Below are 24,169 nucleotides of genomic sequence, written 5' to 3'. Positions count from 1 at the left end.
GGGCCGCACGTCACCGGTCAGTGTGTGGAGGCCAACCGCCTGTAGCTGAAGGACTTCAGCGTCAGCGCGCCCCCCGCCGTGGCGGCTTTGATGCTCGGCGTCCCCGCGGAGGGGAAAACGAGTGAGGTCATGGTCTTTTCCCCGCCGTTGATGAAAACCTCCACCGAGCTATAGTCGACGAATATCGATAGCTCCACTTTGCCGTCTCGCGCTGGGCTGACTGCGCGCCGCGATGCCCGATAGTCCGGACTGAGTCCGGCCTTGCCGGTGGCGGCAGCATCAGCCTCGCGGGAGATGAATGCCGATTGGTCGGCAAAGTCATATCCGACAGTCGCGAACGTTTCCCCGTCGCTTCCGAGTTCGATCCTCGCAACGGAACCGTCGTCGTCCGCCGTCCGTTCAAGAGTCACATCGAGCCGGTACGCTCCGCCCTCCGGAGCCGGCAACTGTCCTGCGCCGTCCTGTGTTAGCCGGCGTTCCCCGGTCGTTGCCACCGGGCCCTCAATGGACTGCATGGCGGCGGAGGGGCTCGACACAAGGGTCGGCGTCCCCGCGATTGTCTTCAGCCGGATGTCGCGCACCATGGAGTCGGCGCCGCCGTGCCAGTCCTCGGTGGGCAACTGCCGGGCGTACGCCCAGTTGTTCATCCACCCGATAGCGTGCCTGGAGGACATCCGCTGGCTTTCGGTGAGCCTCGGATCGTCCCACGTCACGGCTGCGTAGAAGTCGGAGCCGGCGTCGAGCCACTGATGCGGCCCGCCGGACGGGGTGAAGCGGGTTCCGTCCCACTCGCCAGTCCAGTAGGCAACGCCAGTGGTGAATCCCTCTTCTTTTCCATTCGCGCTGGCGGCAAGGACCCAGGTCCGTTTGGATGGATCACCGTCGAGATCCAGTTGGAAGAGGTCCGGGCATTCGAGGGCGCCAAGACCGGTGCGTTCGACGCCCGAGGCGTAGCGCCAGTCCTTCAGGTCGGGCGAGGTATACATGCCGATTTTGTCGCCTTCGGCCAGGGCCATCACCCATTGGCCGTGGGCTTCATCGCGGATGATCTTAGGATCCCGCCAGTGCGGTTCGCCGGGGTTATCCATGACCGGATTCTGCCTGTACGCGGTGAAGGAGTATCCGTGGTCGGTGGAATAGAACAGGGATTGCCGCTGGATTCCCTGGTCCTGCTGCGTCATGACAGCGATCACGGCTCCTTTGCCAAAGCCGGCCGAGTTGTCATGGTCCACCACGGCGCTTCCGGTCTCGATATCGCCCAGCCCGTTTTTGTACTTGGCGATCGCCACCCCCTCGTCCTTCCAGTGCACCAGGTCTGTGCTGGTCAGGTGGTACCACTCGGTGCCGTTCTCTTTCGGGTAGCCCGCGTTGTAGAGGTAGTAGTAGTGCCACACGCCGTCCAGCAGGATCGGACGCTGCGGATCATTCATCCAGTTCTTCGCGGGCGTGATGTGATAGCTCGGCCGGAACTCGGATGCCCCCTCAGGCCGATCGAAAGCTGAATGCGCCTGCTCGGCCTGGCTCTGGGCGCCCGGACGGGATCCCGTCGCAGGGACCAGCGCCAGCGCGACAAGAACGGCCGCGGCCGCTGCTGCGAGCACAATCCAGATCGTCCGAAGGTTTTTCATGACTCAACATTCCTGTTTCTGGCGGAAGCCATCCCGCCCCATCTATGGCCTGTATATGCGGAGGACGGAAGCGCCCGGAATTCCGGGCGCTTCCGCCTCATGACTGCCTATTGCACTACTTGTAAAGGCCGGCTCCGCCGACGTTGAGGTTCGTGGGCAGGTACCCGAACGGGCCAAGGCCGTTCTGGCCGAAGGTGCGGTCAACTGCCGAAACTCCGTTGCGGAAGTTGATCTTCACGGTGGGCGAGAGTGAACCGCCGCGGACACCGTTCACGTTGTCGATGAAGGACTGCACCAGACCGCCCGGCTGCACGTAGTGCGAGTAAGCCTGGAACTGGCGGCCGTTCTGGAGGGGATTCGGTCCTTCGGGCGCGTTGGCCGGCATGTTCAGGTCCGTGGGGGAAGCCAGAGCCAGGCCGCTGTTGTTCATCGGCTGGTAGTCGGAACGGACACCGTTGCCCACGAAGCCGTAGACGCCGTCGGGGCCACGCATTCCGTCAGCGTAGGTGAACTGGTGGCTGATGGTGAACAGGTAGTACTTGTTCTTGCCGTCCTCGTTCTGGATGAAGATCTGCGGGCGCTCGGTCTGGTCGTTGACGCAGTTGGCGGACAGGATCGGCGGCAGGAAGTGCCACTTGGTCAGGTCCTTGTTGTCCGCGACGGCCAGGCCGACATTGGCGGTCTGGAACCAGGAACCGGTCGTGGTGTTCACAGTGTTCGTGGATTCGGCATTCGGATCGCCGGGCTGGTAGCCCAGGTCTTCGTCCTTGCACTTGTAGTCGCCGCGCTTGCCGCCGGTGTTGCCTTCGAAGACCATGAAGGTCTTGCCGGGCTGAGCCGGGTCCGCAAACGTGTACGGGTCCCGGAAGGCAAAGCCCGGGTTCTGCGCCTTGTTCTGGTACATGACACCGTCGGGCTCGAGGAGCTTAGTGTGCTCGAAGCCGTCGAAGCTCACGCCGTTCTGGTCCGCGTGGATGTTGCCCAGCGCCTTGGCAATCACGGCATCAGGGGCGATTCCGCCGCCGCCGGCGTTGCGCTCGGCAACGTCGTAGAACGTGGTTGCCGTGTAGAAGACGTTGACGTTGTCGCCCTGCATGAGACGGGTGGAACCGGACCATTCGGTGTTGCCGATGGAGGTGTTGTCCAGGAACAGGTGTCCACCGTAGTTCCACTTATCCTTGGCCGGGTCGGCGTTGGTCTTGCGGAAGAAATAGCCGATCCGTGCGTTCCAGTGCCGCTGGTCGAAGCCGTATCCGGCGTGGCGATCAGCAACGAGTGAGAAGATGACGTCCCAGCCCTTGTAGCTGATCTGGTTTGCGTTCTCGTCGGTCAGGGACCAGGTGTCCCAAACCCACACGTCGTCGTTCATGGCCGGGAAGTTCTCGGGGATTTCCGGCATGGTGACGTTCGGGCTCATGGAGTTCTGGCCCGGGGACACGGCGGTGCTGCTTTGGGCCATGATCTGCTTGGCATCCGCACGCGTCCACTTGGAGGTGAAGGCTGCGGCGGGATCGAACGACTGCTGGGTGTGCTTCGTGGGCAGGGGGAAGCCGGGCGTCGGAGCCGGCATCTGCCCGCCGCTCGGCGGATCCGAGGGCGTGTTTGCCTGCGCTGACGGAACGGAAAGGAAGACGGAGGCCGCCACGGCCGCCGCCAGTGCCGCGGCGACAGAACGCCACCGCAGCTTCCGGGGTGTATTGGGATGCTCGTGCATTTTTGCTCTTCTCGCGGAGTGAGACCATTCGTGGAAGGCGGGCGTGTGCCCTCATTCCCCGAAACTCCGGCAGCCCCGATGACACCGCAGGCGTCATCGAGGACGCCATTGTGTCGAGGGGCGGGACCTCGGTAGGGCCCCGCCTGATGGCCCGGGAGGGTGCTGACTTCCCGGACGTTCATCACCGTAGACAGTGCTGGCGAGGATTCAAAACCACATTTCAGGCACGAAAGAGGGCCAGAACGTGAGGCATGTAAGCGCTTGCACAACATTTGCGCGCGCGTGCCACGACTCAAATTTTGTGTCAAATGTTTCACAAAAAATATGCTTTATTTTCTAAGTTGCCCGCTGTTCACCCGTTTGTTCCTCCGTAGTCGTGCGCCATTGCGCCCAACAGGGCCGTCTCAGGCCCAACGCAAACCAGAGCCCCCGGCCTAGGCCGGGGGCTCTGGTTGGACGTCACGTCCAGGCCGACTCAGTGATCTACTGCCACCCGCTTCCGGCTCCGGGAGGGCGCCGCTGCGATGAGCAAGGCTGCAAGCGCCACGGCCGCGCTCAGGATCAGGCCCGGGCGATACTGTTCCAGCATGGCCGCCGCACCCAGGCCGGCGCCGCCGGCGGACGCATTGCCGTGACCGCTGACCATGGCGGTGGTGACGGCGAGAACCAGTGCAGCCCCCACCTGGGTGCTGGTCTGGATCAGGCCGGCCGCCAGACCCTGCTCAGAGTTCCGGATGCCCGCGGTGGCCTGGACGTTGATTGACGGGAAGGCCAGGGCGAAGCCGACACCCAGCAGCAGAACTGAGGGCAGAATGTCCGTCACGTAGTTGGGCGACGTGCCCACCCGCAGAAACAGCAGATAGCCGAGCGCCAGCGAGGACAAGCCGGTCAGGATCAGCCGCGGTGCGCCAAACTTGTCGATGAGCCGGTCAGCGAAAGGTGCGCTCGAGGCCACCAGCAGGCCCGTGGGAAGAAGCGCCAGGGCCATGCCGAGGGGGCTCCATCCCAGCACGGACTGCAGGTAGAGCGTGAGGATGAACTGGAAGCTCAAATATGAGCCGAACAACCCCACGGCGCTGAGGTTCGCCCGCGCCACCCAACCTTCCCTGAGGATGCTGAACCTGATCAAGGGGTGCCTGACGCGGTTCTCGATCACCGCGAAGGCTGCCAGCACCGCTGCCGAGGCCACGAATCCGGCGATAGTTGCCACAGATCCCCAACCGTTCCCGGGTGCCGCGACGAGTGTGTACACGAGCCCCAGCATGCCGGCGGCGAGTGTGACGGCACCCCAGAGGTCGTGCCCGCTGTCATGATTACTGCCCTCGGCCTTGCTGGCGGCGTTGTCCCGCGGGATGTATTTCAGGCCAAGAATCACGACGGCGACCGCCACCGGTACCGAAACCAGGAAGGTCCAGCGCCAGCTCATCGCAGTCATCAGGCCCCCGACGACCAGACCGAGTGAGAAGCCGCTGGCGCCGAAAGTAGTGAAGATGGACACGGCCCGGTTGCGTTCCCGACCTTCCGCGAAGTTGGTGGTGATGATCGAGAACGCGGCAGGAGCGGTGAACGCGGCAGCTAGGCCCTTGAGGAAGCGGGTGCCGATCAGCAGGGCGGGGTCATCCACCAGGCCGCCGAGCAGGGAAGCTGCGGCGAAGACGCTGAGCGCGATCAAAAAGATGCGCCGCCGCCCGAGCAGATCGGCCATCCGGCCGCCCAGCAGAAGAAGGCTTCCGTAACCGAGCACGTAGGCGGAGACGATCCACTGGAGCGACTCGGTTCCCAGGTGAAGTTCAGTGCCGATTGAAGGCAGTGCCACACCGACCATGGACACGTCCAGCGCATCGAGCGCCAAAACGGTGCACAGGACCAGGAGCAGCATCCACTGCGCACGGCTCCAGCGGACGGGAGCAAGCCGGTCTCCGGCAGGTCTTTGAAGAGTGGAAGTTGAGGTCATGGCACTAATTTATATGACACGTCATTGAATGACAAGGAATATTATGACGTGGACTTTTATTTCGCCATGAACTAGAATTTCGGCATGGCAACACCGCAGGACCGCCAGCTGGTTGAGCAATGGCGCAGCATCCAGACCACGTACTTCCGCACCGCGGCGGCGATCGACCGCGCCCTTGAGTCGCGGTTCAACATCGGCCTGACTGAGTTTGAAATCCTGGATCTCGTGGCCGAAAGCGAAGACGCAGCGTGCCGGATGAAGCAGCTGGGTGAGCGCACCCCCATGACTCAGAGCGCCATGTCCAAGGTGGTGGATCGGCTCGACAAGGCCGGACTCATTTCCCGCCGCTCCTGCCAAGATGACCGGCGCTCACTCTTTCTGGAACTCACCGACGCCGGCCGTGCGCTCCACCGGGAAGCCGCGATCGAACACCGTGCTCTGCTCAAGGAAAACCTCGCCTGAGCCGGCAGAGCCAGGATTTGCCGCGACGCGACCTCGCTTATCACCTCTCCGTGATGCACACCCATAGCCTGCCCGCATGGGTGGATCACCGCTGCCCCGGTGGCTGGACATGCGAGGATCGGGGTATGGAAAACACCCCCGAGGTCCTCCGCTATGCGGCCTTTTCCACGACGCCAAACGGCGGCAACCCCGCCGGACTGGTGCTGGATGCCAGCCATTTGGACGATGCCGGGATGCTGGCGGTGGCGGCCGCCGTCGGGTATGCCGAAACGGCCTTCGTGACGGAGCCGGGCGTCGGCGGGGACCCGCGCCGGAGCCGGGTTCGGTACTTTTCGCCGATCGCGGAGGTGCCATTCTGTGGCCATGCGACGATTGCGCTGGCCGTTGCGCTGAGCGCCCGCGACGGGGCAGGATCCTTCACCTTTGACACTCCTGTCGGCCCCGTCGTCATCGAAACTGCGGGCGACGGCGCCGACATCACCGCCTCGTTCACCGGGGTTGAGCCACAGCTGGCCGCATTCGATGACGACGTGCTGGCTGACCTCCTGGGCCTGCTCGGCGTCGGGCTGGCCGATCTCGATCCCGCCTACCCGCCGCGGATCGCGTATTCGGGGAACTGGCATCCGGTGCTGGTCTTCGCCGACAGCAACCTTTTCGACTCCTTTGGCTTCGATCCTGAGGGGGTGCGCCAGCTCATGGATGCCCAGGGCTGGGCCGCCACGGTAGCCGTCCTGCACCCGGTGGCAGATGGCGAATTCGAAGCCCGGAATCTGTTCCCTGTGGGAGCCATCACGGAGGACCCGGCAACAGGGGCCGCCGCGGCGGCAGTCGGCGCCTACCTGCGCATCCTGGGCCTGGTGGAGCCCCCGTCGAGGGTCCTGATCCACCAGGGACGGCACGTCGGCCGGCCAAGCGTACTCACAGTGGACATTCCCGCTGCCGGCGGAATAGTGGTCAGCGGCAGGGCCGTCCGGATCCCCGCCGCTACCGGCAGCAGCTGACTTGTTTAGCTGTTGCCGGTGTAGACGAGACTGTCGGGGTCGATTTCGTGAGCCGGGGCATCCGCAAGTCCCTGCGGGGACAGATCCATGTCCATAAGCCCGGGTAGTTGATTGTGGGCCGCGGAATGCCCGGTGGTGGATGTGCTGTGGCTGGTCACGGTGTGCCCCTAATACTTTGTTGGATACAGACCCGGGATGATGCTGCCTGTCATGGGCGGGGTATTTCCATCTGGAACCCGCACCGGCACCGCAGAACACGCGTCCGGAGATAGTCGCCCAGAATATCCGGAGTCCCGGCATGAGTGGAAACCGGCCGGTGCGCGCTGCGCCGCTCGGGGTCCACCGCTGACATCGGCTCCTGGCAGTGGCGGTAGGTCTCGTCCCTATGGACGGCGCCGCTGCTGTTCCGATTCGGCCCCGGGATGGCTGCGAGAAAGGCCGCAGTCGTAGCCACCACGTGCGAGCTGCCGCAGTTCGTGCAGCTAATGGCGGCTGCGAGGATTTCCCGCTGCGGATTCATGGTGGTGACGGAGTCCAGGAGGAGGTGCCGGTCGGTGTCGCATGTCGCACACCATGGCCGGCGGCCTCGGGGCTGGTGGGCATCCCGGGGCAGGTACGTGCTTGACGTGATTGTCATCCGGGTCAGACCAGACCCGGGTAGCTGGCCAGGATGTAGTCCGCTGCGGCCGGTCCTTTCATGCGGAGGCCGTTGCGCTTGGGATGGATCTGCTTCTCCTTCATGGCCGCCCAGAAGGAATCTTCCGGGCGGGGTGTGGCCTGGCTCAGGAAGCACCAGCTGGTGTAGAGGCCGTAGAGGCAGTCCCTGCCCAGGGAGTGGTCGGATGCAGGGTCTTGGGTAGTGGCTTCCTGCAGGAATTGGTCGTATTGAGAAGTTGCCATGAGTGGCTCGTTTCCTCGCGGTGCATTTTGTGCCGCCGTGTGGCTACAGCAGCTAAGCGTCAAGGCCGTGCACGGGGCGCTGAAGCGTGATCCCGGACTCTACGTCACCGCAGATCCGGGGCAAAGCGTTGCTGGGATGGCAATCCGCGTGGCCGCGGAAACCAGACAAAACAACTTCTCTACAATGTAGACTGTAGGCGTAGACTACACATTAAGCAACCTGCTTATTGTCTTGGAAATGCGACTTCTCCGCACCGACCCGAACGGAACACCATGTCGCCCGAAGAGCATCCGGCACCCCCAGCGACTCCTGGCAAGAAGGCGCGGCTCAGCCGGGAGCTTGTTCTGTCCGCAGCGCTGGCACTGGTGGACGCCGAAGGACTCGACGCCCTCACCATGCGCAGGCTGGGGCACGAACTCGGGCGGGATCCCATGAGCCTGTACCGCTACGCCGCCAACCGCGCGGCATTGCTGGACGGAGTCTCAGAACTCGTCCTGAATGAACTGGCCATCATTCCCGATGACCCCAACTGGCAGGCCCAACTCCGGCGCATTGCCCACGATCTGCGGCTCCTGGCGCTCCGGCACCCCAACGTAGTGCCCCTCCTCGTGACCCGCCCCCTGTCAACACCGCTGGGCCTCCGGCCGCTGGGGACGCTGCGGCCGCTGGAGCAGATCCTGTCCCTGCTGATCGATGCCGGGTTCGCACCCGACGACGCCCTGCACGTCTACCGCGCCTACTACGGATACCTCTACGGGCACATCCTCAACGAACTGCAGGAATTCGTCGTCGACCCGGACGAAAACGAGGCCCTCCTCCGCCTGGGCCTGCACCGTTTGCCGCCGAAGGACTTCCCCCGCCTCCGCGCCCTCGCCCCCGTCCTCGCCGACTACGACGGGATGGCCGAACTGGACGAAGGAATCACCATCCTGCTCTCGGGCCTCGCAGCCCGCCTTTCACTGCCGGGGGCACCGGCCGGCCCCAGCGATCTCAGCGGGGCTTAGACAGCCGCTCCTTCGCGTGATGGCTTCCTGGCCCGACAGGCACAAGCTCGGTGGCCTGCGCGAGGCCTTCGGTAGGCATCGAGACATACATGCTCTCGGCCCGGCTCACCTGGAATGTCTCATGCCAGATGCCGACGGCGTTGGGGGCCTTTCTTGCCTGGCGGTTGAAAGCAGTCCAGGCTGGCCTGTGCTCGGACTCGGGCGCACTAGCGTAGGCATACAGCTTGTCCAGCGAGTCCCAGTACTGCACGATGACCGGCCCGCCGGCTCCGAGGGCAAATCGAAAACCACGGAGGCCGGACCCCGGCTCCCTGAAGAGTTCTGTCAGCATCCGGGGCATCGCAAGGAAGACCGGCAGCCACAGATCCGGACGCCAGGGACGGTTGATGCGCATGCCGATGAGGAAGACCACCAAATCACCGGAATGGCGGTGCGTGAAACGTCCAGCATTGATGCGTGCCATACTTTTCTCCTAACTAGATACCATCACTCCCCAATATTGGGGAGTACCACTATCTAAGTCAAGGAGAATCTTTGCGCATCTCAGAGCTGGCCGCGGCCACGGAGGTTCCGGTGGCCACCATCAAGTACTACCTTCGGGAGAATTTGCTGCATGACGGCGTGCTGACGTCCGCGACCCAGGCGCGCTACGACGACTCGCATGTCCGGCGGCTGAAGCTCATCCGGGCGCTGATTGGCACCGCCGGGCTCAGCGTCAGCGCCACCCGCGAGGTACTGCTTGGCCTGGAGAATCCGCCAGAGTCCGGCCACGATCTGCTCGGAATCGCGCACCACGCGGTCACCCGGACCGCGCCGGACGACGTCGACCTCTCCTCGGCACAAAAGCTCCTGGACCATTGGGGCTGGGGCGCAGAGACATGCGACCGCGACACCCAGGCTGCCTTGGTGGCGGCCCTGCACGGGCTTTCAGATGCAGGATTCGACGCGCCGGCGGCGCTCTTGGACCGCTACGCCGCGGCAATGCAGGACATCGCGGAGGCCGACGTCGAAAGTGTTCCCACGGATTCGGCCGAGGCCGCGATGCGGCACGTGGTCCTCGGGACACTCCTGATGGAACCCGTACTCCTGGCCATGCGCCGGCTGGCGCAGCAAAGCGCATCCTTCCAGCGGCTTGGCCGGGCGGGGTCCCCCGTGCCGCCCGGCGCGGAATAGCTTGCCGGGGCGAACCCCACTGGCAGGCAGGCTGGAGACGCCTAACTGCTCTGCGGGCGCATCACCGGCGTTCTAGATGATCGGGGAGCGCCGCTCGATCAGCACAGTATCCCGCCATTGACCCGCGCTGGGCCCGTAGCTCATGCGGGCGATGCGGCTACGTCTTCCGACGACGGCGAATCCGTTCGCGAGGTGGAGCTTAAGGCTTGCTGCGTTTTCGGGGAAGATGCTGGCCTGGATAGTCCAGATTCCGCACTGTTCGGTCGACGCTGCCAAGGCCTGAAGCAGTGCGGATCCGACTCCCCTGCCGCGGGCCTCCGCGGCGACGTAGACAGAGTGTTCGACCACGCCGGCATACACGGGCCGCGCGGACACGGCAGAGACAGCCGCCCAGCCAAGAATCTCACCCTCGGGCGCCTCGGCGACCAGACGGTGGCCGGGCAGCCGGGAGTTGGTGAAGCGTTCCCAGTCCGGCACGTCTGCTTCAAAGGTGGCGTGTCCCGTGGCGATTCCTTCGCGGTAGATCCCCAGGACGGCCGGCCAGTCGTCCTCGCGCATGATGCGGACCGTGACCGCAGGCTGTTCTGGCGCGGTCACAGGGTTGCCAGGAGCCCGGCCGTCTCCTCGAGCGCCCCGGGCACCAGGGAGTAGTAGGCCCACGTGCCGCGCTTTTCACGGTGCAACAGCCCGGCTTCGACCAGGATCTTCAGGTGATGGGAGATCGTAGGCTGGCCCAGGTCCAGGGGCCCGGTGAGGTCACAGACGCATGCCTCCCCTGACTCGCCGGCTTTGACGATGGAGAGCAGCCGGAGCCGGTTCGGGTCGGCCAGCGCCTTGAAGACCAGCGCTTTCTGCTTGGCCTCCTCTGCGCCCAGGGCAGGCGTTCCTGACGGCGAGCAGCAGGTTCCGTCCATGGTCGGTTCGAGGATAGGCAGGGCGTTCATGTGTCTATTATGCCCTGATATTGATAATCATCAATATATGAGCCGCAGGCCTCGGGTCGGGAGCGTCCCCGGCGCAGACTCGGTTACGGCGGGCACTGGTCGGCCCGTCGCGTGCCGGCGCAGCTTATGAGCTGGCCGGTTCGGCACTGCGCGGGAGAACGACGTCGTCCGCGATGCGGGCCGCGGCCGGGAACAGCAGGAGGAGCAGGCCAAGTCCCACTGCGGCGCCGAACAGCTGAGCAATAATGAATGGTGGAACGGATCCCGGGGCGATGCCGGCGAAGGTGTCGCTGAAGATCCGCCCCACCGTCACTGCCGGGTTCGCGAACGACGTCGAGGACGTGAACCAGTACGCCGCGCCGATATACGCGCCCACCGCAGGTGCAGCGAGGGCGCCGCGGGACGTGGCCGCAAGGGCGAAGATCAACAGGATGAGCCCAGCAGTGGCGACGACCTCACCGAGCAGATGCCCTGCGGTTGCGCGCTCCTTGGTGGAGACGGACGTGCCCATGTCAAACATGGCGTTCGCGAGAACGCTGCCACCGATAGCGCCGAGCGTCTGCGCCGCCGTGTAGACGCCCAGCTCCGGCAGGGTCAGGCCGGAGCCGCTGCGGCGGCCCAGGAGCCAGTCAACCAGGGACACCGCAGGGTTGAAGTGCGCGCCGCTTACCGGTCCGAACATCAGGATCAGCACCGTCAAACCCAGCACCGTGGCCGTGCTGTTCTGGAGCAGCTGCAGGCCGACGTCACCGGGGGAAAGCTGCTGGGCGGCGATTCCGGAGCCGACGACGATGGATACGAGCAGGCAGGTGCCGAGCAGTTCGGCCACGGCGCGGCGCCACAGCGGCGGCTGGTTTGAAGTCATGGCAACAGCTTGATCCAAAGAACTAACTCAGTCAAAATTGAATCAATGAATATTGAAGGAGTTGACTCGTTCCGAAGACGGGTAGCCAGGCACGCGGCCCTCGCTGATGCCGCGCGGCTGCGCATCGTCGACCTGCTCACCCTCGGGGATTTTTCCCCGACGGAACTGCAAGCAGAGCTGGGCATGCCGTCCAACCTCCTCTCCCACCACCTGCGGACGCTCGAAGATGCCGGCCTGGCAACGCGCAGCCGCTCCGAAGCTGACCGGCGCCGCAGCTACATCCGCCTCGCCGCCGGCGCCCTGGACGGCCTCGTTCCCGGGGCGGAGCACGGTGCCCACCGCGTCCTGTTCGTCTGCACGCACAACAGCGCCCGGTCCCAACTGGCGGCCGCCCTCTGGCAGCAGGTCAGCAACATCCCGTCAACCTCTGCCGGAACCCACCCCGCGGACCGAATCGCCCGGGGAGCCATCGAGGTCGCCCGCCGTCATGGCCTGGACCTTGCGGACCTTCCCCCGCGCACCCTGAACCAGGTGGCAGGCGAGGGCGACTTCATCGTGACCGTCTGCGACAAGGCCCACGAGGAACTGCCCGGACTGGGTGGAATCCACTGGTCGGTGCCGGACCCGCTGCGCCCGGGCACCAAAGAAGCCTTCGACAAGGCGTTCAACGACATCTCCCGCCGCATCAATGACCTTGCACCCCGCATAACCGCCGCCTAGGTCCGTCGCAGAAACCCGCCGAAAGCAAATATTGACATTCATCAATCTATAGCCCGATACTCTCTATATCGATCATCATCAATGTTCGGTTGAGAGCTTCAAACCGGGCGCAAGACTCCAGACTGTATCGCCCACTCACCTCATTGATTCCAGGAGAAACCCCGTGAGCACCGAAACCGCCAAGAAGCCGTCCGTCCTGTTCGTTTGCGTCCACAACGCCGGCCGTTCCCAGATGGCCGCAGCCTTCCTGACCACCCTCGGTGAGGGACGGATCGAGGTCCGTTCCGCCGGTTCGCAGCCCGCCGACAAGGTCAACCCGGCCGCGGTCGAGGCCATGGCCGAGCTCGGCATCGACATGTCCGCCGAGATCCCCAAGATCCTCACCACCGAGGCCGTGCAGGAATCCGACGTCGTGATCACGATGGGTTGCGGCGACGAGTGCCCCTACTTCCCGGGCAAGCGCTACGAGGACTGGGTCCTGGAGGATCCGGCAGGCCAGGGCGTGGAAGCCGTCCGCCCGATCCGCGACGAGATCAAGGGCCGCATCGAGGACCTGATCGAGTCCCTGGCCCCTGCCGCCAAGTAAGGGGCAGCACCACACGTCTGACAGATGACGGAAAGGGGGTGAGCTGAATGAACACCGGATGCTGCGGCGACGGATGCTGCGACGACGAGGATCAGGACTGCTGCTAACCCAACCCCGGCACCTGCCGGCCCACCCCGGCCGGCAGGGCCAACCGAAAACAACCGCAACACCACTACGGATGAAAGAGGACACCAATGGATTCAGCGAAGAACCTTCCCGTTGCCGTGATCGGCGCCGGTCCCGTGGGCCTGGCCGCCGCGGCCCACCTGATCGAACGCGGATTGGAGCCGCTGATCTTCGAAGCCGGCCCCTCCGCGGGTGCCGCCATCGAACAGTGGCGCCACATCCGGCTGTTTTCCCCGTGGCGGTTCAACATCGATGCCGCCGCCGTCCGCCTGCTCGAAGCCGCCGGCTGGGCGCCGCCGCGGCCCACGGCCCTGCCCTACGGCGGGGAACTCATCGACAACTACCTCGGCCCGCTGGCCGCGCTCCCGGCCATCAGCTCGCGGCTGCAGACCGGCGCCAGGGTCATCGCCGTGACCCGCGCCGGCATGGACAAGACCCACACCCGAAACCGCGAGGCCACCCCGTTCGTCGTCCGGGTCGAGCACGAGGACGGAGAAACCCGCGACCACACCGTGGCCGGGGTCATAGACGCTTCTGGCACCTGGTCCACCCGCAACCCGCTGGGTACCTCCGGGCTCCCCGCCGTCGGCGAAGACACCGCCGCGGACCGGATTTCCTCTTCATTGCCGGACGTCACCGGCCGGGACCGCGCCTCGTTCGCCGGCCGCCGTGTCCTGGTCGTCGGTGCCGGCCACTCCGCCGCCAACACGCTGATCAGCCTCGCCGACCTGGCCAAGGACGAACCGAACACCCGGATCCTGTGGGCGGTCCGCGGCGCGTCCGCCGAGAAGGTCTACGGCGGTGGCGACGCCGACGGGCTGCCCGCCCGCGGCCAGCTCGGCGCCCGCCTGCGCCGCCTCGTCGAGGCAGGAACCATCGAACTGCACACCGGATTTGGCATTGGCTCGCTGAAATCCCTCGCCTCGGGAGTAAGCGTCGATTCCGTTGACGGCCGGACCCTGGAGGCCGACGTCGTGGTGCCCTGCACCGGCTTCCGCCCGGACCTGAACATCCTGCGCGAACTCCGGTTGAACCTTGACCCGGCCGTCGAAGCACCCGTGGAGCTCGGCCCGCTGATCGACCCGGAATTCCACTCCTGTGGCACTGTCCCCCCGCACGGCGCAGCACTGCTGGCACACCCGGACAAGGACTTCTACATCGTCGGCATGAAGTCCTACGGCCGGGCGCCGACCTTCCTGCTCGCCACCGGCTACGAACAGGTCCGCTCAGTCGTCGCCGCCCTGGCCGGTGACCGCGAGGCGGCCGACACAGTCCAGCTCGAACTCCCCGAAACCGGTGTCTGCTCCTCTGACGCCGGCACCAGCTGCGACGTCCCAGCACCCGCCACTGCGTCCGAATCCTCATGCTGCGCCGCTCCCGAGCCGGTGCTCGTGGGCTTCCCCACCGGGCTGTCCCACGGACGCTCCGGCGACAGCAACTGATCCGGATTTCCTTTCCGTGAATCACATCCTTGGAGCGCCGAGATGACTGAACCCCACGAAAACCGGTATAAAACCCGCCAGAGGCTGCAGGAGAACACCGAGCTGCTGCAGCGCATCAGCAACCGTCTGGCCGACAAGTTCGCGGGCATCTTCGCCGCCGAAACCGTCGAACGCTACGTCTTCGAGACGTACACGGCCATGGCCCGGACCGCGAAGATCACCACCCACCTTCCTGCCACCACCGAGCACTTCGCCAACGACCGGCTCACTGCGCTGGCCAAATCCAAGGGAGCCGTCGCCTCGGAGGTCCCCGAAGTCTTGTTTGTCTGCGTGCAGAACGCCGGCCGCTCCCAGATGGCCTCCGCGCTGTTGAACGTCGAGGCCAAGGGCCGGATCCGCGTCCGCTCCGCGGGCTCGATGCCGGCGGCGGAACTGGACCCCGGCGTCGTCGCGGCGATGTCCGAAATGGGCCTGGACCTGACCCGGGACTACCCCAAACCCCTCACCGATGATGTGGTCCGTGCCTCGGACGTCGTGATCACGATGGGCTGCGGCGACTCCTGCCCGATCTACCCCGGCAAACGCTACGAGGACTGGGAACTGGCAGACCCGGCCGGACTACCCGTTGCGGCAGTCCGGATCATCCGCGACGAAATTCACGAGCGGGTCAAGGCACTGGCCGCATCACTGCTCAGCAGCCCCAGCTCAGATAAGGAAGAATCCAACGCATGATCGATACCACGAAAACCCCCAGCGTCCTGTTCGTCTGCAGCAAGAACGGCGGAAAATCCCAGCTCGCCGCCGGACTCATGAACCAGCTTGCAGACGGGACCGTCACAGTGCACTCAGCCGGGACCAAGCCCGCCGAATCGCTGAACCCCCAGTCCGTGGAATCCCTGGCAGAACTCGGCATCGACATCACCGGCGAACACCCCAAACCCGTCACCGACGAAGTCCTGGACGGGGCCGACGTCGTTATCGTCCTGGGCAACGAAGCTAAGCTAGAGCCCCGCGAGGGCAAGCGGCTCGAGTTCTGGGATACGGACGAGCCCTCCGAACGCGGCATCGAAGGCATGGAACGCATGAACCTGGTCCGGGACGACATTAGGGCCCGCGTGCAGAAGCTGTATGCGGAGCTCACCGGGGACTAGGCATGCCCGCCCCGGCGTTATCCCGGACACTGGTCGCCGAGGGTGCACCGCGCGGCGGCCTTGCCGCGCTGTGCATCACCCAGACCACCGGATGGGGCGTGCTCTACTACGCGTTGATCGCGGCGGTCCGGCCCATCAGCCAGGACACCGGCTGGGACCCGGTCCAGGTGACGGGAGCCTTTTCCGCCGGCCTGCTGGTCTCCGCGGCGGCGGGGATCGCCGTCGGCAGGATCCTCGATCGGACCGGCCCGCGCATGCTGATGATCGGCGGATCCCTGCTCGGCATGCTTGCCCTGGTCGTGGCGGCGATGGCACCGAACCTGGCAGTGTTCATTGCGGCCTGGCTGCTGGCCGGTACCGCGCAGGCCGCCGTCCTGTACCAGCCAGCCTTCACAGTCATTAGCCGCTGGTACGGCCCGGCGAGGGTGCGGCCGTTGACGATCCTGACCCTTGTCGCCGGGTTCGCGTCCACCATCTTTGCCCCCGCCACCGCAGCCCTGACGTCCGCGTTCGGCTGGCGGGGCGCCTTCATCATCCTCGCCGGGATCATGGGACTCATCGCCGTGCCGCTGCACGCCCGCTACCTGAACCGGAACTGGGCCCCGGCCGCCCCCGGCACCCTTGCGACAGTCCACCGGGCCATGCCGCGTATCGTCCGGCGAAGCCCGGAATTCCTCGGGCTGCAGGCGCTGATGGTCCTGCTCTGCCTGGGGCTTTACACGGTGACGCTGAACATCATGCCGCTGCTCGCGGAGAAAGGCGCCGACTACGCCACGGCCGCGCTCGGTCTCGGTCTCGTGGGCGCCGGTCAGGTCGGTGGCCGGCTACTGTTCGCGGCCATCCCGGCCGGCGCCCGGCTGCAGGTCATCACCGGAACGGCGGCCTGCGCCGCCTTCCTGCTCGCTGCACTGCCCGGCCCGGTGCCGGCGCTGATCGCGGCGGGAATGCTCGCCGGCGCGGTCCGCGGTTGCCAGACCCTGCTGCAGGCCACCATCGTGGCTGACCGCTGGGGAACACAGAATCTTGGCACTTTGCAGGGGCTGTTCGCGGCACCGCTCACAGCCGTTACGGCCGTCGCCCCGGCCGCGGGTCCGCTGCTGGCGGCCTGGCTCGGCACCTACACGGGCATGGCCTACGCCATGGCCGCTGCAGCGGCCACGGCCGCCGTTCTCGCCGCCGCCGGAAGCGTTCGGAAGCTCAGGCCCTCCACGATCGGCTGAGAGATCCTCCGCCCCTGCGGCTGATCTACGCGGGACATAATGAAGGCACGTCGCCATGGATGCGGACCATTTGAGGGCCGCGGCCGGCTGAAGACCGAAGACTACGAAAGGCACATCGTGGACCCGACAAGGGAAGAGATCCTGGCCGGGTACAGCCGCGCCCGCCGCGACCTCGCCGCCTTGCTGCAGAGCGCAGCGCCCGCAGATCTCGACCGCAGGAGCGACGGCACACGCTGGACCAACGAGGAGCTGCTCTTCCACATGGTATTCGGCTACATGGTGGTCCGCGCCCTGCTTCCCCTGGTCCACGTTGTCAGCCGGCTCCCCCGCCCGGTCGGCAGGGCTTTTGCTGGCGTCCTCAACTCGGCCACCGGCCCCTTTGATGTGGTGAATTACTGGGGTTCCCGGGCCGCCGCCCGCGTCTACAACCGGCGAAGGATGAGCCGGAAACTGGACAAGACCATCGCTGCGCTCTCCCGCCGTCTCGGTCGCGAGAGTTCCCGGTCCCTCGCCAGGTCGATGCCGTTCCCCGACAGGTGGGACCCTTTCTTCACTCCGCTAATGACACGCAACGATGTGTACGCCTACCCGACACTTCATTTCGACTTCCACGCCAAGCAGTTGAGTCTTCGGCACCCGGACGCACCGGTCGAGTCCTAACATTCAAGCCGAAATAGCATGGGGTTCAGCAGCGGCCGCCCTGTGCCAGCCAACTGCCCGACGTCGGACGGGCCGCCACCCGAAACACAGAGTGGCGGCCCCAGTTCCCTACACCGAGGCTGCCGCCGGGACCTTCAGGGGCTCGATCTTGCCAAGGATGAACAGATAGTTTGCGGCGCCGATCAGTGAAACGATTCCAATGACCGCGAGCGGCGCCACGAAGGACCCCGTCTGATCCACCAGGACGCCGATCAGGATCGGCGTGAAGATGCCGGCCAGGTTGGAGGCAAAGTTCTGGAGTCCGCCAATGGATCCCACGTGCCGGGAGCTCGGGGCAACATCGGCCGGCAGGGACCAGATGCCGGTGGCGGCGACGGTGAGGCTCGAATACGCCACTGAAAGAAGCGCCAGGGCCATCCACGCCTCCGGCACCACGGCAGCGAACATGATGACCGAACCGCCGATCAGGCCACCGGCGATGGCGGTCTTGCGGACCCGGGTCACCGAGACGCCGCGCTGTACCGCACGGTCGGCGACATAGCCGGCCAACCAGCCGAAAGCGACTGCACAGATGCCCGGAATGGCACCAAAGAACCCGAGCTTGAGCAGGTCGAACCCGCGCTCCTTCACGAGGTAGCTCGGAAAGAACGTGATGAAGAAGTAGATAGCGGCGTAGGCAAAAGAAGCCGAACATCATGCTGAGTATGGTGCGGTACTTGAAGAGTGACCGCCACGGCAGCTTCGCTGCGCCGGCGTCGTCGCTCGCCTCGCTTCGGGCACCACCCTCCTGGATGTAGGACACCTCGGCGGCGTTGGCAGCCGGGTGTTCCTCGGGGCTGCGGTACGTCTTCCACCACACGGCGGCCCAGACCAGACCGGCAATGCCGATGATGATGAAGACCGCGTGCCACGAGGTGAACGCCACGATCAAGGTAACGATGGGCAGGGCGATGACCGCACCCACACGGGAGCCCGAATCCCAGATGCTGGTAGCAAAGGCCCGCTCCCGGACCGGGAACCAAGTGGCCACAACTTTGGCCGCGGTGCTCGGCGCCGGGCTTTCACCCACACCCAACAGGAACCGGGCGGCGAAAAGCGACCAAAAGCTCGTCGACATGGCCGTGATCATGGTGAAGATGGACCACCAAACCGCCGCAAGCGAGAACGATTTCCGCGGCCCCACCTTGTCGACGTACCACCCGGCTGCCAGTTGGCAGAAGTCGTAGGCCCAGAAGAAGGCGGCGAAGATGAGTCCCTGCTGGGTTGCGGAGAGTTCGAAGTCCTTGCCCATGAACGGCAAGGCCACGCTGAGGCTGGACCGGTCCAGATAATTGATGCTCAGCCCAATGAACGCGAGCCAAATAATCATCCAGCGTTTGCGGGTCATGGTGCGGGGCATATTGGGGGATGACTTGGGGGCGAGCTTACTGCCGAGCGCAGTCATGCGGTCTCCTTTGACATAAACATGGCTTCGGGTGCCTGGGCACCGGGATGGTCAGGCGCCAAGAGTGCCAGCACCAGAATCATATAGGAATCGGGTTAATCATATAGAGAATGTGATCCACGACAAGTCCCTTTCCGGAAAATCTTTCAGACCGCCCCCCGGCGCCCTGTGGCTTATGATTCCCACAGCGACTCCCACCACTCCACACAAAGAGGTAAACGCGTGCCCCCACGTCAATCGTCCGATGCATCCAGAGGCAAGGCGGCCGTGAGTGATGTCTACTCGGCCATGCGCGCCTCCATCCTCACGGGCGAAATTGAACCCGGCACGCGGATCAACATCGATGCCGTCGCCCGCAGCATGGGCGTCTCCCAGACTCCGGTCCGCGAAGTGCTTCAGCGACTGGAGGGCGACAACCTGGTGGTCTACACCCCAGGACGCGGCTACAGCACCACTCCCCTGCTGGACCTGGCCGAGTTGCGCTCCCTTTTTGAATTCCGACTCCTGGTCGAGCCATGGGCGGCGCGCTCTGCCGCCGTGGACCGCCTGGCCAACCCGGCCGGAGCCCTGGAAAAGGAGCTGTCGGCCTTCCGGGACCGGATGCAGAACAGCGGGGACCTTCGGCAGGACCTCGTGGCCCATGACACCCGCTTCCATGACACCATCCTCGCGGCGGCGGGGAACCCGGTTGTGCGGCACGCCTTCGCGCAAACCCACTGCCACCTGCACACGTTCCGCCTCTACCCCGCAGACGTCGACGGCGCCATTACGGTAGCCGAGCACTCGGCCGTGCGGGAGGCCATCCGGACATGCCAGCCGGAACGTGCCGAGGAGGCCATGGCCGAGCACATCAGAAACTCCTTCACCCGGTTTGCCCAGGCTTTCAAGGACAACGCGGCCCTCTCTCCACTGGAGGACAGCGGACCCCCACGGCCGCACATCGTCGGCTGAAAAGAAGCCCCGGCCTGCTGGCCGGGGCTTCTTTACTCTCCGGAACACTTGATCTGGATCACCTTTCCTATATGATTATTGGAATTCATATAGGAATCGTGTCCACTCATTGAACTGATCTGAGAGAAGATATCCATGCCTTCCATCATCTCCATCCACACCCAGGACGTGCGCTTCCCCACGTCGCTGGAACTCGATGGCTCCGACGCGGTCAATGTTGACCCCGACTACTCCGCCGCCTATGTCGTCATCCGCACCGATGCGGGAGACGAAGGCCACGGTTTTGTGTTCAGCTGCGGACGCGGCAACGAAATCCTCACGCATGCCATCGACGCCTACGCCCGCCTGCTCGTCGGCCGGGACATCGACGAACTCATCTACGACCTCGGCGGCGCCTCAAAGCGGCTCATCCACGATTCCCAGCTGCGCTGGCTCGGCCCGGAAAAGGGCGTCACGCAGATGGCCTGCGGTGCGCTCGTGAGTGCCCTCTGGGACATCCGCGCCCGGCGTGAAAACAAGCCGCTGTGGCTCCTCCTCAGCGAGATGCCTGCCGAGGAAATTGTCGACGTCGTCGATTTCACCCATATTCGCGACGCCCTGAGCCCGGAGCAGGCGCTGGACATCCTGCGGGCCGGCGAAGCCGGCAAGGCTGCCAGGATCGCGGCCCTCAAAGTGGAGGGATATCCCGCGTACACCACTTCGCCCGGATGGCTCGGCTACAGCGACGAGAAACTGGTCAGGCTGAGCAAGAAGGCAGCCGCCGACGGCTTCTCCATGATCAAGCTGAAGGTGGGCGGTGACCTCAACGATGACCGCCGCCGCATGGCCCTGGCCCGGGCGGCCGTCGGCGACCTCCCGATCGCGATCGACGCCAACCAGCGGTGGGAAGTTTCCGAGGCCATCGAATGGGTCAACCAGCTGGCAGAGTTCAGCCCCTACTGGATCGAGGAGCCCACGAGCACGGACGACATTTTGGGCCATGCCGAGATCCGGAAGGGTGTTGCACCCGTGCGGGTCGCCACCGGCGAGGCGGTAGCGAGCCGCATCGTCTTCAAGCAGCTGCTGCAGGCCGGGGCCATCGACGTTCTCCAGCTGGATTCCACGCGGGTGGGTGGCGTGAACGAGAACATCGCCAACCTCCTGCTCGCCGCCCGCTTCGACGTGCCGGTCTGCCCGCACGCCGGCGGTGTCGGGCTGTGCGAACTTGTCCAGCACTTCTCGTTCTTCGACTACGCGGCCATCAGCGGTACCCAGGACGGACGGATGATCGAGTACGTGGACCATCTTCACGAGCACTTCGCCGAGCCGGTCCGCATCATCAACGGCCGGTACGCCGCCCCGGAACTGCCGGGGACCGGCGCCGAAATGTTCAGCGCCTCCCGCTCCCGCTGGGAGTTCCCCGCCGGGGCAGGATGGGTGGAAGTGGGAAGCCGCGCCGCCGTCACGGGCGCGTCCCTGACCGAAGCCGGGGCGGTCCGATGACAACCGCTCTTGAGGACCTCAACGCGCGTATCGATGCCGCCCAGGCCGCGTTCGAAAAGGGCCGCGCGGCCGATCCCCACACCCGGGCGTCTTGGCTGGAGGCAGCGGCCGCCGGCCTGGAGACTGACGCGGATTCGCTCGTGGAAATCGCCCACCAGGAAACGCATCTGGGCGACGCCCGGCTCCGGGGCGAATTGAAGCGCACCGTCTTCCAGCTCAGGCTCTTCGCGGCGGAAATCCGTCAGGGCGAGCACCTCGACGCCACCATCGACCACGCAGACCCGGACTGGGGCATGGGGCCGCGGCCGGACCTGCGCCGGCTTAACGTGCCGATCGGCGTCGTCGGGGTTTTCGGGGCGTCCAACTTCCCCTTCGCCTTCAGCGTCATGGGCGGTGATAGCGCCTCGGCCCTGGCCGCCGGCTGCGCCGTCGTGCACAAGGCACACGACGGACACCTGAACCTTGCGGTTCGCACGGCCGAAACCGTTATCGCCGCACTTGACGCCGCCGGGGCACCCTCCGGCCTGTTCTCGCTCGTCACCGGCCGGCCCGCGGCGGAGGCCCTGGTGGACCACCCCGCAGTCAAGGCCATCGGGTTTACGGGTTCGACGGCGGGCGGACGGGCCCTGTTTGACCGTGCCGCGGCCCGGCCCGAACCGATTCCGTTCTTCGGCGAACTGGGCGGCATCAATGCTGTTTTCGTGACCGAGGGCGCCTGGGCGGCCCGGCGCGAGGAAATCCTCTGCGGCTACGCCAGCTCCTTCACCATGGGAATGGGCCAGTTCTGCACCAAGCCGGGGCTGCTGTTTGTTCCCCGCGGACAGACCGACCTCGTCCGGCGGGTGCTCAGCGGCGCCCTGGCGGACTTCGCCGCAACTCAGTTGCTGAGCTCGCGGCTGCACGACGGCTACAGGCTGTCTGTGGCCCGCCTGCAGAGCAACGCTGGTGTCGAGGTCCTGGTGGAAGGAGACTTCGCCGAGACGCCGGCGCCGACCGTGCTTCACACGACTGCAGCTGCGGTGCGCAGCGATCCGTCGATCCTCCGGCAGGAAATGTTCGGACCGGCCAGCCTGGTGGTGGAGTACGGCGACGAGTCGGAACTCCCCGCCCTCGCGGAACTTCTTGAGGGACAGCTGACCACCACTGTCCAGGCGGAGCCCGGCGACGACGTCTCCGACCTCGCCGCGCGGTTGACGGACATCAGTGGCCGCGTGCTCTGGAACGGCTGGCCCACGGGGGTCACGGTCAGCTACGCCCAGCACCACGGCGGACCCTACCCCGCCACGACGTCCGCCACCACATCGGTGGGAACGGCCGCCATCCGCCGATTCCTCCGGCCCGTGGCTTACCAGTCGTTCCCGGAAGCGCGGCTGCCCGAACCGCTGCAGGACGCCAACGGCTGGAACGTGCCGCAGCGGGTGGATGGAGTGTGGCGGCGGCCCGTCATCGCAGAGGGACTTCCCGGGAGCGAGGCTCAGCGATGAACGCACCCCTGAACATCGGCGGAGCATCTGTGCTCCCGGACGATGCAGCGCAGGCATTGCTGATCGGCCGTGTCTGGGACGTTGAAACCTCGGGACCGCGGGTGGTCGCGGTCCAGGAGGAGGGGGTGTTCGACCTTCACCAGCTGGCCGGGACGGTCTCTGAGCTCCTCGAACGTCCCGATCTTGTGGCGGACGTGCGTGCTGCGATGGATGCGGCGCGCTGGAAGACCGCCGACGTCGTCGAAGCATCCCTGGCGCAGGACCCAACGCGTCCGCACTTCCTGGCGCCAGTGGACCTGCAAGTCGTTAAGGCCTGCGGCGTCACCTTCGTGGACAGCATGATCGAGCGCGTGATCGAGGAGCGTTGCGGCGGAGACGCCAGCAGGGCCACAGAGATGCGGGAACTGGTGGCCACCGCCCTCGGCGGCAGCATCGGCGCAATCCGCCCGGGCTCCCCGGCGGCGGCCGAGGCCAAAAAAGTCCTGATCGCGGAGGGCCTCTGGTCGCAGTACCTGGAGGTGGGCATCGGACCGGACCCCGAGGTCTTCACGAAGGCCCCGGTCCTGTCCTCGGTGGGGCTCGGCGCGGGAGTCGGGATTCCGTCCTTTTCCGCATGGAACAACCCCGAGCCGGAACTGGTGCTCATCGTCACCTCGGCCGGTCAGGTTGTGGGCGCGACGCTTGGCAACGACGTGAACCTCCGGGATGTGGAGGGCAGGAGCGCCCTGTTGCTGGGAAAGGCGAAGGACAACAATGCCTCCAGCGCTTTGGGCCCACTGATCCGGCTGTTCGATGACGGGTTCAGCCTGGAAACGCTGCGCCAGGAAGAGATCCTGCTGCGTGTCGAGGGCCAGGACGGCTATTCGCTGGAGGGCCGCAACTCCGTGGCCAGGATCAGCCGGCCGTTCGAAGAACTCGTGGCGGCGACTTTCGGGAAGCACCATCAGTACCCGGACGGGTTCGCGTTGTTCACAGGCACGCTGTTCGCCCCGACCCAGGACCGGGATGAGCCGGGGCAGCGGTTCACCCACCACATGGGAGACGTTGTGACGATCCGCAGCAGCCATCTCGGGGCCCTGATCAACCTCGTGGGCGCTGCGGAAGAGTTGCCGGAATGGTCCTTCGGGCTGCGGCAACTGTTCGGCTATCTGCAGTCCCAACAGCATGTTCAAGCCGTATCCCTCGGCGGCCGGTAGCACGTCCCGCCCGTCCGAAAGCCCAGGCTTGACCTGCTAGGAGGGGCCAGCGACGGCGGCC

General features: G+C 65.5%; 24 protein-coding genes and 1 pseudogene. 15 read left to right on the top strand and 10 right to left on the bottom strand.

The window, feature by feature from the left end; all coding sequences use genetic code 11:
• Nucleotides 1-17: 17 nt before the first annotated feature.
• From AC1D2F_RS00985 to AC1D2F_RS00975, 3 genes are all read right to left on the bottom strand, one after another.
• Nucleotides 18-1,628, bottom strand: coding sequence for a glycoside hydrolase family 32 protein (locus tag AC1D2F_RS00985; RefSeq protein ID WP_476966005.1), 1,611 nt, complete (start codon nucleotides 1,626-1,628; stop codon nucleotides 18-20).
• A 115-nt stretch (nucleotides 1,629-1,743) separates the two neighbouring features.
• On the bottom strand, nucleotides 1,744-3,342 hold the full coding sequence (locus AC1D2F_RS00980; RefSeq protein ID WP_229993587.1) for a glycoside hydrolase family 68 protein: 1,599 nt from the start codon (nucleotides 3,340-3,342) through the stop codon (nucleotides 1,744-1,746).
• Nucleotides 3,343-3,817: 475 nt separating this feature from the next.
• Nucleotides 3,818-5,296, bottom strand: a complete 1,479-nt coding sequence (locus tag AC1D2F_RS00975) for an MFS transporter (RefSeq protein ID WP_364746780.1) — start codon at nucleotides 5,294-5,296, stop codon at nucleotides 3,818-3,820.
• 84 nt (nucleotides 5,297-5,380) lie between these two features.
• On the opposite strand from AC1D2F_RS00975, the gene AC1D2F_RS00970 reads away from it, so the two are divergent.
• Complete coding sequence (locus AC1D2F_RS00970) at nucleotides 5,381-5,758, top strand: MarR family winged helix-turn-helix transcriptional regulator (RefSeq protein ID WP_229993585.1); 378 nt, start codon at nucleotides 5,381-5,383, stop codon at nucleotides 5,756-5,758.
• Nucleotides 5,759-5,883: 125 nt separating this feature from the next.
• The gene (locus AC1D2F_RS00965) at nucleotides 5,884-6,759 is read left to right on the top strand and encodes a PhzF family phenazine biosynthesis protein (protein ID WP_364746778.1); all 876 of its coding nucleotides are present in this window, start codon (nucleotides 5,884-5,886) and stop codon (nucleotides 6,757-6,759) included.
• Nucleotides 6,760-6,764: 5 nt separating this feature from the next.
• On the opposite strand, the gene AC1D2F_RS00960 is transcribed toward AC1D2F_RS00965, so the two are convergent.
• Both AC1D2F_RS00960 and AC1D2F_RS00955 read right to left on the bottom strand, forming a co-directional pair.
• Nucleotides 6,765-6,917 (bottom strand): hypothetical protein, encoded by a 153-nt coding sequence (locus AC1D2F_RS00960; protein WP_364746776.1) that lies wholly within the window; start codon nucleotides 6,915-6,917, stop codon nucleotides 6,765-6,767.
• Between the two features lie 484 nt (nucleotides 6,918-7,401).
• Nucleotides 7,402-7,659, bottom strand: coding sequence for a hypothetical protein (locus tag AC1D2F_RS00955; RefSeq protein WP_364746774.1), 258 nt, complete (start codon nucleotides 7,657-7,659; stop codon nucleotides 7,402-7,404).
• Between the two features lie 273 nt (nucleotides 7,660-7,932).
• Here AC1D2F_RS00955 and AC1D2F_RS00950 point away from each other — a divergent pair, with 273 nt between their 5' ends.
• Nucleotides 7,933-8,664 carry a TetR/AcrR family transcriptional regulator C-terminal domain-containing protein gene (locus AC1D2F_RS00950; RefSeq protein WP_229993581.1) on the top strand — a complete coding sequence of 244 codons (732 nt, stop codon included), beginning with the start codon at nucleotides 7,933-7,935 and terminating at the stop codon, nucleotides 8,662-8,664.
• Here AC1D2F_RS00950 and AC1D2F_RS00945 read toward each other — a convergent pair.
• Nucleotides 8,651-9,127, bottom strand: coding sequence for a DUF4188 domain-containing protein (locus tag AC1D2F_RS00945; protein WP_229993580.1), 477 nt, complete (start codon nucleotides 9,125-9,127; stop codon nucleotides 8,651-8,653). The genes AC1D2F_RS00950 and AC1D2F_RS00945 overlap by 14 nt on opposite strands.
• A gap of 71 nt (nucleotides 9,128-9,198) precedes the next feature.
• Between AC1D2F_RS00945 and AC1D2F_RS00940 the strand changes: the two genes are divergently transcribed.
• Nucleotides 9,199-9,837: a MerR family transcriptional regulator gene (locus AC1D2F_RS00940; protein WP_229993579.1), complete on the top strand. Its 639-nt coding sequence runs from the start codon at nucleotides 9,199-9,201 to the stop codon at nucleotides 9,835-9,837.
• A 72-nt stretch (nucleotides 9,838-9,909) separates the two neighbouring features.
• Here the strand turns inward: AC1D2F_RS00940 and AC1D2F_RS00935 are convergent, their stop codons facing one another.
• The 3 genes from AC1D2F_RS00935 to AC1D2F_RS00925 form a co-directional block, all read right to left on the bottom strand.
• On the bottom strand, nucleotides 9,910-10,395 hold the full coding sequence (locus tag AC1D2F_RS00935) for a GNAT family N-acetyltransferase (protein WP_229993594.1): 486 nt from the start codon (nucleotides 10,393-10,395) through the stop codon (nucleotides 9,910-9,912).
• 35 nt (nucleotides 10,396-10,430) lie between these two features.
• The gene (locus tag AC1D2F_RS00930; RefSeq protein ID WP_229993578.1) at nucleotides 10,431-10,781 is read right to left on the bottom strand and encodes an ArsR/SmtB family transcription factor; all 351 of its coding nucleotides are present in this window, start codon (nucleotides 10,779-10,781) and stop codon (nucleotides 10,431-10,433) included.
• 124 nt (nucleotides 10,782-10,905) lie between these two features.
• Entirely contained in the window at nucleotides 10,906-11,646 is a 741-nt protein-coding gene (locus tag AC1D2F_RS00925) for an aquaporin (RefSeq protein ID WP_229993577.1), read from the bottom strand.
• A 45-nt stretch (nucleotides 11,647-11,691) separates the two neighbouring features.
• On the opposite strand from AC1D2F_RS00925, the gene AC1D2F_RS00920 reads away from it, so the two are divergent.
• The 7 genes from AC1D2F_RS00920 (at nucleotide 11,692) to AC1D2F_RS00890 (ending at nucleotide 17,551) form a co-directional block, all read left to right on the top strand.
• Nucleotides 11,692-12,366 (top strand): arsenate reductase/protein-tyrosine-phosphatase family protein, encoded by a 675-nt coding sequence (locus AC1D2F_RS00920; RefSeq protein ID WP_364746771.1) that lies wholly within the window; start codon nucleotides 11,692-11,694, stop codon nucleotides 12,364-12,366.
• A gap of 163 nt (nucleotides 12,367-12,529) precedes the next feature.
• The gene (locus AC1D2F_RS00915) at nucleotides 12,530-12,952 is read left to right on the top strand and encodes an arsenate reductase ArsC (protein WP_229993575.1); all 423 of its coding nucleotides are present in this window, start codon (nucleotides 12,530-12,532) and stop codon (nucleotides 12,950-12,952) included.
• A 194-nt stretch (nucleotides 12,953-13,146) separates the two neighbouring features.
• Nucleotides 13,147-14,520: an FAD-dependent oxidoreductase gene (locus tag AC1D2F_RS00910; RefSeq protein WP_229993574.1), complete on the top strand. Its 1,374-nt coding sequence runs from the start codon at nucleotides 13,147-13,149 to the stop codon at nucleotides 14,518-14,520.
• A 42-nt stretch (nucleotides 14,521-14,562) separates the two neighbouring features.
• Nucleotides 14,563-15,252 (top strand): arsenate reductase ArsC, encoded by a 690-nt coding sequence (locus AC1D2F_RS00905; protein ID WP_229993573.1) that lies wholly within the window; start codon nucleotides 14,563-14,565, stop codon nucleotides 15,250-15,252.
• On the top strand, nucleotides 15,249-15,671 hold the full coding sequence (locus tag AC1D2F_RS00900) for an arsenate-mycothiol transferase ArsC (RefSeq protein ID WP_229993572.1): 423 nt from the start codon (nucleotides 15,249-15,251) through the stop codon (nucleotides 15,669-15,671). The genes AC1D2F_RS00905 and AC1D2F_RS00900 overlap by 4 nt, the downstream gene beginning before the upstream one ends.
• A gap of 2 nt (nucleotides 15,672-15,673) precedes the next feature.
• Nucleotides 15,674-16,891: an MFS transporter gene (locus AC1D2F_RS00895; protein WP_476966004.1), complete on the top strand. Its 1,218-nt coding sequence runs from the start codon at nucleotides 15,674-15,676 to the stop codon at nucleotides 16,889-16,891.
• A 117-nt stretch (nucleotides 16,892-17,008) separates the two neighbouring features.
• A complete protein-coding gene (locus tag AC1D2F_RS00890; RefSeq protein ID WP_229993570.1) occupies nucleotides 17,009-17,551 on the top strand; it encodes a DinB family protein in 543 nt (180 codons plus the stop codon).
• 108 nt (nucleotides 17,552-17,659) lie between these two features.
• Here AC1D2F_RS00890 and AC1D2F_RS00885 read toward each other — a convergent pair.
• Nucleotides 17,660-18,842, bottom strand: a pseudogene (locus AC1D2F_RS00885) (MFS transporter).
• Nucleotides 18,843-19,262: 420 nt separating this feature from the next.
• Between AC1D2F_RS00885 and AC1D2F_RS00880 the strand changes: the two are divergent.
• The 4 genes from AC1D2F_RS00880 to AC1D2F_RS00865 all read left to right on the top strand — a co-directional run bounded on the left by AC1D2F_RS00880 (nucleotide 19,263) and on the right by AC1D2F_RS00865 (nucleotide 24,108).
• Nucleotides 19,263-19,946 (top strand): GntR family transcriptional regulator, encoded by a 684-nt coding sequence (locus AC1D2F_RS00880; RefSeq protein WP_290369355.1) that lies wholly within the window; start codon nucleotides 19,263-19,265, stop codon nucleotides 19,944-19,946.
• A gap of 135 nt (nucleotides 19,947-20,081) precedes the next feature.
• Nucleotides 20,082-21,428: an enolase C-terminal domain-like protein gene (locus AC1D2F_RS00875; RefSeq protein WP_229993568.1), complete on the top strand. Its 1,347-nt coding sequence runs from the start codon at nucleotides 20,082-20,084 to the stop codon at nucleotides 21,426-21,428.
• The gene (locus AC1D2F_RS00870) at nucleotides 21,425-22,912 is read left to right on the top strand and encodes an aldehyde dehydrogenase (NADP(+)) (protein WP_476966003.1); all 1,488 of its coding nucleotides are present in this window, start codon (nucleotides 21,425-21,427) and stop codon (nucleotides 22,910-22,912) included. Before AC1D2F_RS00875 ends, AC1D2F_RS00870 begins: the two co-directional genes overlap by 4 nt.
• Nucleotides 22,909-24,108 carry a fumarylacetoacetate hydrolase family protein gene (locus AC1D2F_RS00865; protein ID WP_476966002.1) on the top strand — a complete coding sequence of 400 codons (1,200 nt, stop codon included), beginning with the start codon at nucleotides 22,909-22,911 and terminating at the stop codon, nucleotides 24,106-24,108. Before AC1D2F_RS00870 ends, AC1D2F_RS00865 begins: the two co-directional genes overlap by 4 nt.
• Nucleotides 24,109-24,169: the final 61 nt, after the last annotated feature.

Source organism: Arthrobacter sp. P1_B3 (assembly GCF_056406615.1).
The sequence above is the reverse complement of the archived record's forward strand: the minus strand, read 5'-3'. Positions and strand labels throughout refer to the sequence as shown.